The organism is Lactobacillus juensis, from assembly GCF_036246285.1.
Lineage (GTDB): Bacteria > Bacillota > Bacilli > Lactobacillales > Lactobacillaceae > Lactobacillus > Lactobacillus juensis.
This window is the reverse complement of sequence record NZ_BTTS01000001.1, coordinates 318,334-330,998: the sequence shown is the minus strand read 5'-3', so window position 1 is coordinate 330,998 and position 12,665 is coordinate 318,334. Positions and strand designations below refer to the sequence as shown.

11 protein-coding genes are annotated in these 12,665 nt (G+C 35.3%); 6 read left to right on the top strand and 5 right to left on the bottom strand.

Annotation, left to right across the window (positions count from 1 at the left end; genetic code table 11):
• Position 1 precedes the first annotated feature (1 nt).
• Positions 2 to 3,475 (bottom strand): PD-(D/E)XK nuclease family protein, encoded by a 3,474-nt coding sequence (locus AAA926_RS01640; protein WP_338211712.1) that lies wholly within the window; start codon positions 3,473 to 3,475, stop codon positions 2 to 4.
• A 75-nt stretch (positions 3,476 to 3,550) separates the two neighbouring features.
• Here AAA926_RS01640 and mvk point away from each other — a divergent pair, with 75 nt between their 5' ends.
• Genes mvk through fni form a run of 4 tightly spaced genes read left to right on the top strand, consistent with a single transcriptional unit; the run spans position 3,551 to position 7,577 of the window.
• Positions 3,551 to 4,459 carry a mevalonate kinase gene (mvk, locus tag AAA926_RS01635; RefSeq protein WP_338211711.1) on the top strand — a complete coding sequence of 303 codons (909 nt, stop codon included), beginning with the start codon at positions 3,551 to 3,553 and terminating at the stop codon, positions 4,457 to 4,459.
• 5 nt (positions 4,460 to 4,464) lie between these two features.
• Positions 4,465 to 5,424 (top strand): diphosphomevalonate decarboxylase, encoded by a 960-nt coding sequence (gene mvaD, locus AAA926_RS01630; protein WP_338206480.1) that lies wholly within the window; start codon positions 4,465 to 4,467, stop codon positions 5,422 to 5,424.
• A 36-nt stretch (positions 5,425 to 5,460) separates the two neighbouring features.
• Positions 5,461 to 6,543 (top strand): phosphomevalonate kinase, encoded by a 1,083-nt coding sequence (locus tag AAA926_RS01625; protein ID WP_338211710.1) that lies wholly within the window; start codon positions 5,461 to 5,463, stop codon positions 6,541 to 6,543.
• A gap of 17 nt (positions 6,544 to 6,560) precedes the next feature.
• Positions 6,561 to 7,577 (top strand): type 2 isopentenyl-diphosphate Delta-isomerase, encoded by a 1,017-nt coding sequence (fni, locus tag AAA926_RS01620; protein ID WP_338206479.1) that lies wholly within the window; start codon positions 6,561 to 6,563, stop codon positions 7,575 to 7,577.
• A 60-nt stretch (positions 7,578 to 7,637) separates the two neighbouring features.
• On the opposite strand, the gene AAA926_RS01615 is transcribed toward fni, so the two are convergent.
• The 4 genes from AAA926_RS01615 to AAA926_RS01600 are packed head-to-tail and all read right to left on the bottom strand — an operon-like array spanning position 7,638 to position 11,520.
• Positions 7,638 to 8,423, bottom strand: a complete 786-nt coding sequence (locus AAA926_RS01615; RefSeq protein WP_265892602.1) for an HAD family hydrolase — start codon at positions 8,421 to 8,423, stop codon at positions 7,638 to 7,640.
• Positions 8,424 to 8,437: 14 nt separating this feature from the next.
• Positions 8,438 to 9,820 carry an RsmB/NOP family class I SAM-dependent RNA methyltransferase gene (locus AAA926_RS01610; RefSeq protein WP_198179216.1) on the bottom strand — a complete coding sequence of 461 codons (1,383 nt, stop codon included), beginning with the start codon at positions 9,818 to 9,820 and terminating at the stop codon, positions 8,438 to 8,440.
• Positions 9,804 to 10,778, bottom strand: a complete 975-nt coding sequence (locus tag AAA926_RS01605) for a hypothetical protein (protein ID WP_198179215.1) — start codon at positions 10,776 to 10,778, stop codon at positions 9,804 to 9,806. The genes AAA926_RS01610 and AAA926_RS01605 overlap by 17 nt, the downstream gene beginning before the upstream one ends.
• Entirely contained in the window at positions 10,768 to 11,520 is a 753-nt protein-coding gene (locus AAA926_RS01600; RefSeq protein WP_338206478.1) for an SAM-dependent methyltransferase, read from the bottom strand. Before AAA926_RS01600 ends, AAA926_RS01605 begins: the two co-directional genes overlap by 11 nt.
• 85 nt (positions 11,521 to 11,605) lie before the next feature.
• Here AAA926_RS01600 and lepB point away from each other — a divergent pair, with 85 nt between their 5' ends.
• Together lepB and AAA926_RS01590 are read left to right on the top strand one after the other, a co-directional pair.
• On the top strand, positions 11,606 to 12,184 hold the full coding sequence (lepB, locus tag AAA926_RS01595) for a signal peptidase I (protein WP_198179213.1): 579 nt from the start codon (positions 11,606 to 11,608) through the stop codon (positions 12,182 to 12,184).
• Positions 12,185 to 12,240: 56 nt separating this feature from the next.
• A complete protein-coding gene (locus AAA926_RS01590) occupies positions 12,241 to 12,432 on the top strand; it encodes an LBP_cg2779 family protein (RefSeq protein WP_046324857.1) in 192 nt (63 codons plus the stop codon).
• Positions 12,433 to 12,665 lie beyond the last annotated feature (233 nt).

Here is a 12,665-nt window from a genome sequence, read left to right as displayed (position 1 = left end):
TTTAATTGCTCTCCTTTAGCCGTTTTTTTATCTTTGCCAGTAGTTCTTCCCTTTTCAGGCTTCCTACTTGATGATATTTATTTTCTTTCAACATGGCGTCAAAAAAGAAAATATCACGAAAATCTGAATAAGTTAAGGCATTTTTTACATTCCCATATTTATAGGGATTCAGCTTTATTTTTCCTGCTAAAATTTGACTAGAGGCATCTTTAATAAGCTCTTCGTCGTATTTCAGCAATAATTCAAGTTCATCACTATTGAAATAACTGCCGCCAAACTTTAAAGAGCCATCTTTTGTGGTACTGACTCCAGCATAAAGGGAAGAAGTACTACGTGCTTTATTTAAGTCAGGCTCAGCCGCGAGCATTAATAGCTGGTCATCATTAATTAAACCAGTATATTTAAGTTTAATTTGACCGTCTAAGTAAGCATCTCTGATCTGCAAATTACTGTCATACAATTTATTGCTATTTAGCCTTTCAGTTTGTCTGGTAACCGTTTGGTAAAAAGCACCTAAAAGTGAAAGTGGCTCAGAACCAGCAAAGAATTTGTGGTTTTGCATCAACACATCTAGATATGAAACCATTTGTAACGAAATACCTTCGTAAAATAATCCCAGATCAAATTTTTTAGCGGAGGACTTATAGTCGATTACTTGAGCAATTAATTTGTTTTGATCAGGAACCTGAGCCAAATCAACTCGATCTATTTTTCCTCTTAAATTAACGTAATGATTGCCTTCAATGTCCGGCACCTTAAAGTTAAGTCCCTGTACCTGCTCACCTTTTCCAAAACTTAGCTCCGAATATTTAGCACGCAGAGGTGTTTTTGCAACTGCATGGTGCCAGTTACTTGCTACTTTACTGGTAGTTTGATCAAGGCATTTAAATAAAAACTCATTAAATGGGTCATTTAATAATTGCTGGTATCTGGCTTCACTTTTCATTTTGGTACGTGCAATTGTAAGTAACTGCTCTAATGTGTCATCATCAATTTCTTTTAAATCAAGTGAACGGTCATTTAACTCCTTAACTAAGCGGTCAAAAGTTTCGTGAAAATAATTGCCAGCTTGTATAAAATCAAATTCGTTTTCAAATCTCTTATGAAGGTGTAAGCCATATGTCAAAAAATATTCATAGGAATTTTCATAAAAAGTTTCCAATTGAGAAACTGAAGAATTGAGGTTTGACCCGTATAATTCTTGTGCCAAATCAGGACCGATATTTTGGGGCTCGTTTATGAAACTACTTCCCGCCATAACTTTAGCGGTTTTTTGCGGTAAAAGTTTAGCGGTTAGCCTTAACAATTCTTTAACATCAACGTCTTTTTTTGCCCGGTTAAGGTAACTTAAGTATCCTAAACTTGCTTGGGGATTGGTTATAAAAGATAACAATTGACTGTATTCTTCAGGTAAATTGTGTTGCGAAAATTCTGCTGCACCTGCTGTTTTAAACCTTTCATAATAAATTGAAGGCTGCGCAGTGCTACCCTCATCAGTCGCTAAAGAATACGATAAATAAACCTTATCTTGTGCTAAAGCCAGGCAATTACCAAACTGATAATTTTGATCCCAATTGCTTAGCTGTTGTTTGTCTTCAATATAGGAGTCCTCGCCAAAATCTTTTTTTAATTCATCCAGATTTTCAGTACTTAAAAAGCCCGGAGTATTCTGCATTTGTGGTAAGCCGTTAACTGTTGTTCCCATAATAAAAACTTGTTTGTAGCCACTAACTTGAACAATACCCATTTCGGATAAATTTACAGCGTCCAGAGTAGCTGGAATTTGAGAAAATGTAGCTTCCTTAAAACCGTTAATTAATACTGCAAAAAAGCCTGCCAGATCAAAATCATCAGGGTTAATCAAGAGATAATCGTGCAGCAGATTGATCAAAAGATCCCAAACCTGTTCTGACTGCCTAGCTTCTTGTAAAGCACCACTTTCTTGGGCATCGGCACGCCATTTTTCTAAAACTTCATTGACCCTATTATTAATCAAAAAATTAAAAAATGTCGTAATAGCCTTTTGGGTATCCTTTTCTTCTTTTAAATTGTGAAAAAGCTGGGTAAGTTGTTTGACAAAATAATTCTTTAATTTTTCTATTTTATTAACTTCTTCAGGAATTTTATCTAAGCCTATGACATCTGCTGCCATATATTCCGCAAAGTTTCTCCGCCATAAATTATGGTTGATGCCATGGGCGAGGACAAAATTTTCTAATTGATCAACATCATATACATAAGCCGTTTCATCTTGATACCAGTCAGGTATTATTAAACGAGTTTTCATTATGGCCAGCAAGTTTTGGGTCTGCATAGGTCTAGTCAATAACTGGGCAATATTCTCAATTAAGACCACTAGAGGATGATACTTCATTTCTTGCTGTAAATCATTAAAGAAAGGAATTTGATTCTGTCGTAAAATTGGGGTTAAATAAGTTTCATATTCATGCAGATTAGGTGCCAGAACCAAGAAGTCGCGGTAGCGGTAGTGCCGTAAAGCTACTTGCTGGTAAATGGTATGAGCTACATAATACGCCTCTGCATACCTGTTATCTGCACGCACGAGCTGCACTTGCTTAAGCTCACCAATATTGCTAACAGCTCCAGTCCAAAATTCGTTGAGCAGTTCTCTTTTACTGGGTCTGGAATTGACAGCTGTATTTATTATTTGATGTACAAGATTATGATTTTTAATATACTGTAAAAGTTTACTGATAGTATTCTGAATGACGTAATCATAATCCCCCGGTTCAGGCTTAGGGTTAATCTCACCCAGTTTTGTTTTAAAAGCCAATGTGACGCTATGGGCTTTGGTCATCAATAATTTAACAGTTAAACATTCTTGCAACGAAAAATGAGAAAAATCACTAAAGTAAAAGTCTGCTTGATCTAAATTTTTTTGTGTAGCTAAAAATTCATTTAATTGCAGCTGTATCTCGTTTGAGGTAGAAAATTTGCCCGTAATGGCTTCAATAAAAGCCGAATAAATAACTTTGAGATCAGAAATTTTATTTTTGGTTTCAAGTTCAAGCGTATCCAGCTCAATATCATCGAGATTCAAATTACCTTCGCGAACTTGTAAAATGGTGTCGTATAATTGTTTTAGTAAGCCTGGATTTAAGTCGGTAGTTTGAAAAAGGTGCAGCTGCTCTTTGTTTTGGTCAATGATTTTTGCAAGCAGCATCGCCGCAGCGGCATTATCAAGTTCTGTTGGCAAGCCTTTTTTTGCGTCTTTTAAGAAAAACCAAGCTAAGCGAGAAAATGACAGAACCTGTAGATTTTTGACAGACTGTTCAGTATGCTTTTGACTAGTAGCCACTCTATTTATTGCCCTGACTTCTGTGGTAAACTTAATGTGGTTAGGAACGATGACAAAAGTTTTATGATCAGGAAAGTGCTGATAATTTTGTACTGCTTCCTGTAAAATTTTTTCTTGCATGGGATCGGTTTGGCGACCGACTAAAATCTTGATCATCTGTTCTCTTCTCCTTTGTCATTATTTTAGCATAGGAACCAAAATTTTTTACAAACAATAAGGATCTTAAATAAAATGAAATCAAGTTTTTTAGCACACGGAAAAGTTATTCTGATAGGTGAACATTCAGTAGTTTACGGCTATGATGCGTTAGCGTTGCCAATCAAATCATTGCATATCAAAACTACTGTTGAACCGGCAGAACAAATGTGGATGGATACGGCTCATTATCAGGGGCCTTTTTTTATGTCTCCATCTGAATATGATGGACTAAAATATGTTGTTAAAACTATGCTCACAAAAGCTGCCAGTAATGAAACTCTGAAAATAACTTATACAGGAGAGATTCCAATCGAACGTGGTCTTGGTTCAAGCGCAACAGTTGCTCTTGCTACAACCAGAGCAATGAATACCTATTTCAAGCTTAACTTAACTGAAGAAGAAATAATTAAAATTACTAATCATGCGGAAATGATCAATCACGGTAAAGCATCAGGTCTTGATGCTGCAACTGTTAATTCAGATTATCTGATCTTTTTTAATCAAAAAGAAGGTCCCAAACCGCTTAAAGCTAAATTAGGCGCAACTTTGCTTATAATGGATACGGGTGAATTAGGCAGTACCAAAAAAGCGGTTAGTCAGGTTCATGATTTGATGATAAAAGTTCCCCGTGTTAAAGAAAATATTAAAGAACTAGGCAAACTGGCAGACGAGACTAAAATCGCCTGGTTGAACAAAGATGCTGCAAAGATAGGTTCATATTTTAATCGGGCACAAGAGATACTCCATTCGTTTAAGCTTTCGACTGTCAAAATCGATCGTTTGCAAAAAATTGCTCTTGCAAATGGTGCTTTAGGTTTTAAATTATCTGGTAGCGGCCTGGGCGGAATTGTAATTGCTTTGTGCCCAGAGCATGAAGATGCTGTCAAAATAGCCGATAAATGTCAAAAAATAGCTGCAAATAGTTGGATTGAGGAAATATAATTTTTATGGAAAAAACAGTTCGTGCCCATACAAATATTGCGTTGATCAAATATTGGGGCAAAGCAAATTCAGGTTTACGGTTACCTCTGATGACCAGTTTGTCAATGACACTTGATAAATTTTATACTGATACCAAAATTTCAGATAGTTTAGAAAATCAATTTTGGCTAAATGGCGTCAAACAAAATGGACAAAGCAGCAGCCGCGTTTTTTCTTTCTTAAAATTGCTACAAAATAAATTTGCTGTGACCGGCAAATTAAAAGTTGAATCATATAATCATGTTCCAACAGCTGCAGGATTAGCCTCTTCTAGTTCAGCTTTTGCGGCTTTAGCTGGAGCTTTTTGCCTACATTATGGTTTTAATTTGTCCCCTGTTGAACTTTCTCGTTTGGCTCGTTTAGGTTCAGGGTCAGCCAGCAGGTCAATTTACGGTGGTTTTGCTATTTGGCAAAAAGGACACGATGATGAATCATCTTATGCCTATGCTTTAGATGAAAAGCCTGACATAGATTTGCAGCTGCTTGTGGTTGAGCTGAATAACCACCAAAAAGATTTGTCTTCCACTCAAGGGATGAAGCAGGCGCAAACATCGCCCTTTTTTATGCCTTGGATAGCGCGTAACCAAACAGAATTGGAACAAATGATTGCAGCAATTAAAGCAAATGATTTTTCAACTATCGGCAGCCTGGCAGAATTGAATGCTTGTGAGATGCATGCAGTCAATTTAACTGCCCAACCAGGTTTTACATATTTTGAACCCGCAACTATTAAAGCAATCAAACTGGTAGCCGATTTACGGCGACTAGGTATAGAATGTTATTTTACAATCGATGCCGGACCTAATATAAAAATCTTAAGTCAATTAAAAAATGTAAAAGATATTACTAATAGGTTTGTATCCGAATTTCATAATGTTAACATAATAAATGCAAGTTTTGGTCCAGGTATTTCATGTCTGAACTAATTAATATAAATTAATTGATTAGGAGATTTAATTCTTTTGATAACAGAACAAGCACCCGGAAAATTATACATAGCTGGCGAATACGCGGTACTGGAACAGGATTGTCCCGCTATCTTGGTCGCAGTTAATCAATTTATCCGTGTTTCAATTATTAAGTCAAAATCGAAAACTGGATTAATCCATTCTAAACAATATTCTCAGAGTTCGATTCACTGGGTTAGACGGGGAGCCAAAATGGTAATCGACAACCGTGATAATCCTTTTGAATATATTTTGGCCGCAATTTCTTACACGGAACGTTTTTGTTTAGAACAAAAAGTCAAGATGAAGGTTTATGATTTATATGTTAATTCTGATCTAGATTCTTCTGATGGCAAAAAGTATGGTTTAGGTTCAAGCGCTGCTGTGACTGTAGCCACAGTTAAAGCAATACTCCGTTTTTATGACGTGCCCTTCAGTAACGAATTAGTTTATAAGCTATCAGCCATTTCACATTATTCTGTGCAAGGTAATGGGTCTGCTGGTGACATTGCTGCAAGCGTTTATGGTGGCTGGATTGCATTTCAAACTTTTGATAAGCAATGGCTTGCTGATGAATTAGCACATAAATCATTATCTGCAGTACTGAACGAGGCTTGGCCTGGACTGAAAATTCAGCTTTTGACCCCTCCCGCCGGTCTCAGATTAATGATTGGTTGGAGTCAAAAACCAGCATCCACCTCAAGATTAGTTGATGAAACTAACGCAAATAAAGCCGCTTTAAACGGTCAATACCAAGAATTTCTCAAGCTTTCTCGCAAATGTGTTCTCAAAATGATTGCCGGATTTGAACATAATGATATTCAGTTAATTAAAAAGCAAATACGCGTCAATCGGAAGTTGTTGCAACATTTTGCACAAATAAATCAAATTGCGATTGAGATACCGCGTCTTTCTAAACTAATTAACATTGCTGAATCATTTGGTGGTGCGGCAAAAACTTCAGGTGCCGGCAATGGTGATTGTGGCATTGTAATTGCAGACAGGAATACAGATACTGCTTTTCTTGAAGATAAATGGCGTCAAAACGGTATCATGCCTTTGGACTTTCGTGTACACCAAATTCGAGTTGCTGATTAGAAAAACAGAGGAAAAATATGTCGATTAGATCTAATCGTAAAGAAGAACATTTAGCTTTGGCACAAAAATTTTATCAAAATGAAAAACCAAATAGTTTTGATAAAATGCACTTAGTACGCCCTGCACTACCAGAAACTAAAGTTGATCTTCGGTCAATACAAACTACAATGTTTGGTAAAAAGATTGCAGCCCCCTTTTTTATTAATGCAATGACTGGTGGATCTCACAGATCATATCTGATTAATAAAGCATTAGGTCGAATAGCCCATAAGACAAATATCGCATTAGCATTAGGGTCTGCCAGTATTTTAACCAAAGAACCCGATTTACTAGATAGCTTTTTGATTGCAAGGCAGCAAGATCCTGATGGCACTTTAATAGCAAACGTAAATGCAAAGACTTCAGCTGAACAAGCTGAAAAAATTGTGACAGAGTTAGAAGCTGATGCGTTGCAAATACACCTAAATGTGGTACAGGAAATAGCTATGCCAGAGGGAGATCGCAATTTTTATTGGCTTGATAACTTAAAAGCGCTGCGTCAAAAAGTAACAGTTCCAATTATTATAAAAGAAGTCGGTTTTGGGTTAGACAGAGAAACAATTCGTTCATTAAAAAAAGAAGGCTTTAGATTTTATGACGTTGCAGGAAGTGGCGGAACTAATTTCGCCCAGATAGAAAATGCACGTAATACTAATAATGTTTCTTATTTAAATAATATCGGCTTGCCGACTGTTATTTCCAGTTTAATGGCGGCCAAAGAGCGAGTCGAATTCACAGTCTCTGGTGGCGTACGCAATCCGTTAGATGTTTTTAAGGGCCTTTGCCTAGGTGGAAAATTTGTCGGAATTTCCAATGTATTTTTACAGGCATTAGTTGAGCACGATGCAGATTACCTGCAAAATCTTATTGAAGAATGGCAATACGAACTTGCCTGTCTTCTTGCAATTTACGGCCAAAACGATCTCTCTAATTTGATCAAGATTGATAAATATTATGACTTACCACTGAAAAATATGATTGAGCAGTTATTATAAATAAAAATGAGTACCAAATTTTGAAGTATTTACGGTACTCATTTTTATTTTGACAATAATTTAATTTAATAAACGCCATATTTCTTTTTGAACAGCGCTATCATTACTTGATCCTATTATGTGGTTGGCAGCTTTTTTGGCACTCGGAAGAGCTGTTCCAGTGGCATAACTATTGCCAGCATATTTTAACATTCCCACATCGTTACCACTATCACCAAAAGATACCATTTCCTTTGGACTAATCTTGTATTTGCTGCCCAAATATTGCAAACCTCGGGCTTTATTCATGCCTTTTGTGGACATATCTATGGATGTCGCTGAACCGGAAACAAAACCAATTTGCGGATATTTCCGTTTTAGTTCTTCTAAAAGCTTGACCATTCTATTTTCTGGAACATCAAAAGTGACCTTAAAGATTTGATCATCGAGATGATCAAAACTCTCAACAACTGTCAGTTTTTCATAATATTTTGTCAAATCTTCCGCATATTCAGGACCATCACTTTTTAAAATATATGCACTGGCAAGACCGGAAACCGTTACTTTTTCATCATATTCTTGAATGATTTGTAAAATTGTCCGCCAGTCCTTTTCAGAAAGGCAGTCAACATGAATTACTTGTCTTCCTTGAGCTACAAGTGCCCCATTTTCAGCGATGTAATAAAGCTCATTAGCCACTTGGGGAAACCGGGAGTATAAATTTTCAAATTGGTTTCCACTTGCAACGACAAACTTTATAGCTCTTTTTTGCATTATTTGAAATTCTTGCAAAAATAAGTCTTGATCATAAGTTTTTTGGTCTGTTAGCCAAGTTCCATCCATATCGGTAGCGATTAGTTTAATCATTCTTTTTTCTTTCTCTAAATTCGTAATCCTTTAGGATAATAGTTTTTAATAATATGATTGCTGATTTTGCCAAAGCCTAAGATAAAGTTTTTAAAACTGACCAGAATAAAACCAGTTATAGCTGAGTCAGTTTTAATAGTTTCTCCATGCAAATACTTCAAATAATTGTCATTATCTAAGTCAACTACTCTATTTTGTTTTTGTTCTGCTAAAACCATCGCCAGTTGATGTCCTGGTTCAAACCGGTTTTTCTTTAAAACACCTAACTCAACACCATTGGCTAAAATCCTAAGATGAGTATCAGAATTTGTATTTATGGCCGGAATAAAAACGTGATTATTGCGTACCTGACAACTTACTTGCCAGTTCTCGATCTCAGGAGGCAATTTAAATTTATCTAACACGCTTGAAATCAAATCCATATCCGATTTGGTTAAAGCATTTCTTTGTTTCTTTTTGTGTGTTGACTTTTTGCTTGTCGACGTGAAAGTTTGATCCTTAATTTTTTCATCAAGCCTTAACTTTGCCACATACTGTCCTTCTCCAATATTAGCAGTAGGCCAAAATCGTGCTGTTTTAACTAACTCAATATTATTATCAGACCATTCAGGATGACCATGGTCAATATTTTGTTCGTTTATTTTTAGTGGCAATATTGTAAAACCAAAAGCTTTAGTTAGCCAAGCAACTATTTGTTCATTTTCTTCTGGAGCAAATGTACAAGTTGAATAAATTAGTTCTCCTCCTGGCTTAAGCATTTGAACTGCAGCAGATAAAATCTCTTTTTGTCGTTGCTGACAAAAAATTACGTAATCCTGTGACCAATACTCAATGGCTTGAGGGTCTTTGCGAAACATGCCCTCACCGCTACAAGGAGCATCAACTAGAATTTTATCAAAATACCGCGAAAAATATTTTGTTAATTTTTCTGGTTTTTCACTCGTGATTAGTGCATTGGTTACTCCCCAACGTTCTAGATTTTCACGTAAAATTTTTGCGCGGCTAAGAGAAATTTCATTTGCTAACAAAAGTCCCTGACCTTTTAGTTGCGCGCCAATTGCAGTACTTTTGCCACCAGGAGCTGCACATAAATCGAGAATTTTTTCTCCAGGTTGAGCTTCAAGAAAAAAAGCAGGAAACATTGCAGCTGGTTCTTGTGAATACACTGTTCCACTTACCCATTCAGGATCTTTTCCACTTATTTTGCCGTAATAGGCACCAGGAACTAATGGGATTTTTTCACGTTGATCATAAGAAAGAGTTTGATTTTCTTTTAATGAATTAATCCGATATGCGTTTTTGGAATTTTCACTAATTGCCTTAAAAAGTTGATCAGCCTTTTGCTTACCTAAAAGCTTAGTATATTTTTTGATGAAATCTTCAGGCAGTTTTGGCATTGTTTTGTTCCTTTCGTAATAAGTGCAGAATACCTATGCCGTACAGAATAGAAATTATAATCCAACTTATCATTAAGAGCCATATTAAATGTTGTGGTTTGGAAATGAATTTGCGCCAAATCAAAAAAAGATAAGCACCAAAAGTAATTACAAGCTCAATAAGCAAAATTCTAACACCATGATTGATTAGCCAATTGCGTAATAGACTTCCCTTCAGGTTTGTTTGTTTAACAGTTTTCCAGTCCATAAAGGCTAAGAGTATATTACTTGCCGCAGCAATTAACAAAAACAACAATATAAATAAAATTTCTCGAATAATTGAAAACTGGTGTATTTGATGATTTTTTACAAAAACCGGTGTCTTAGCTTTTACCTTATAATGCTTAGCGATTTGTTGAATCACTTTATTTGAACTGTCTATTATAATTTGATAATCACGCAGTTTAAATTTGCCTGTTGGCTGTTTTGGACTAGTAGTCAAATAGTAACCGTTTTGCTTCATTTGACGATAATGCTTTAAAGTTCCTATCACTGTATAATATTTTTGGTTTATATAAATATATTCGTTTCCTTGTGTTTTTAAAGTAGGAACCTCTGCATTTAAACCTAGTACAGCAAAAGAAACATGACCTTTAAAATCATCTTTGGTAAAGTACCTTCCAGATTCGGTCGGTAATTTTAACACATCATGATTTGACCATACGAGAGTTTGATTTTTCTTAGCTTTAGAAGTCATATGAACTTGAATTTTATTATGGGGAAATTTCTTTTTCAGATAGATCAAAAAAGATCTAACTTCTTGATCATTTTTAACTTCAATATAGCGAGTATTATTGCTTAAACCATATGCCTCAAGTAGCTGGTTCGCTTCACGGGACTGAACATTTGACAACATACTGCCAATACCTAAAAAAGATAAAAATATGATAAAGATTAAAATGGTTTTTTTAAATTTCATGTGCTATCTCAAAAATGTGTTCGTCAATAAAATCAAAACTAGGAAAAGTTTGATTAATTTGTTTTAATTCTTTTGAATGATGTACTAATCCTTTTTGCCAAAAAGCCTCTGAATTGGTTGCTCCGTTTTTTTCTCCTATAAAGAGCAGATGGCTTGGCGTATTCAGCTTTTGCCAAGTTGAAACAACTTTGGTATCGCTGTTGCCAAAATTGGGGGCCCAAGAGCATATTATTAGATCAACATTACCAAACATTTCAACGGCCTTAGCCGCATCAAAATTTGCGACTGGCATAAATGACTTGGAACCAGTGTTTGAAGTTTTTGACCAATCTAAGTTATCTGTGACTGTCATTTTAACACCTACATCAGATAAAGCCTTGCTCCAATAGGCATTACCTGCCATAATTTCCAGTCCGGTTTTAATGTTTAACCTGTCCTTAATTGCTTTAGCTGTCTGTAAATTAGGCAGCGACCAAACGCCAAAATTGATAGCCAGAAATTGTCTAAAATTGTTGATTATGTGGTTAATAGTTCTAAATTGTCTAATTTCAGTTTGCGCAAGACTAGCACACATTTCTTCAAATATGTCCGGTAAAAACCCCAGTTTCTCTGGCGCTTTCTTCAAAACTTGTCTTTGGCTCACGATAGAAATAATATCATTAATTTCCTTAACTTGATGATGTACTTGTTTAATATTAAGTTGATCATCTAAGTGGTTAATTTTACTTAAAAAATTTATCATTATCAAATCCCTATAATGATTTTAACATTCAAACTGAAGGATTTCAGTTATAATAAAAGGTAGCATAATAAAGGAGAAAAATTTTATGGCGAAAAAAGTAACAAAAAAGCAAGACGAAGAGGAAGAAAGCTTAGGTAAATTTATTCTTGATGTTGTCATAATGATGGCAGTTATTTTAGGTGTATTCTATGTTTTATTCCATTTTGTACTTTCTAATGATAGAGTTTCTGGACCGTCTATGCAACCGACTTTTGAAGATAATGACCGTTTGATTGCTGTGCGTAATTTTACTCCTAAGCGCAATGATGTTGTTGTTTTGCTTGCTCCTAAGGCAGCTAATGATGTCCCCGGGGCATATTATATCAAGCGTGTAATTGGTCTTCCTGGTGATAAGCTTGTTTCTAAAAATGATAAAATGTATGTCAACGGCAAACTTTTACCTGAGCCATATCTAGAAAATCATTTTAAAAAAGCTAATAATGCTCAAGGCCAGACATATACGACGAATTTTACTTATAAAGTTCCGAAGGGTTATTATTGGGTAATGGGCGACCATCGTGACATTTCAAAGGACTCACATATATTTGGTCCCGTAAAACGACAAAATTTAGTTGGCAAAGTCAAATTCAGATATTGGCCATTTAATAAAATTCAGGGTTTTTAATTTCCTTTGAATTTTAATATTTTTCCGTTAAAATAAATTGTAAAGGAGAATTTATTATGAATCAGCAATTAGAAGAATTATCCGATGCAATTATCGATTTTCAAGTAAAACATCATGTTACTGATACGGATTTAGCTTTTGCAAGTCATTTGTCAGTTGAAAAAATTCACGCAATGAAAACTGGCGAAGGCGAGTTTACTCCTGAAGAAATTAATCAGCTGTACGATTACCTTGCTGCAAATCATTAAAAAGTTATTTATAAAGTTTAGCCTGCAATGCGTCTCATTTCATTGCAGGCTTTTTATTTTCGGTGTTGCGAAAAAATAATTAATTATCTTGCTTTTGCGTAGTTTAATAGCTGAGAAAATTGCTGCTATAACTTTTATTGCATTTTGTCTTTATTCGCATTGGTATTTTTGCTGTTTGTATCATGAGTCTTTTTTGGCCGTTAAAAAGACGCTAAAAAATTTTTAGCGTCTTT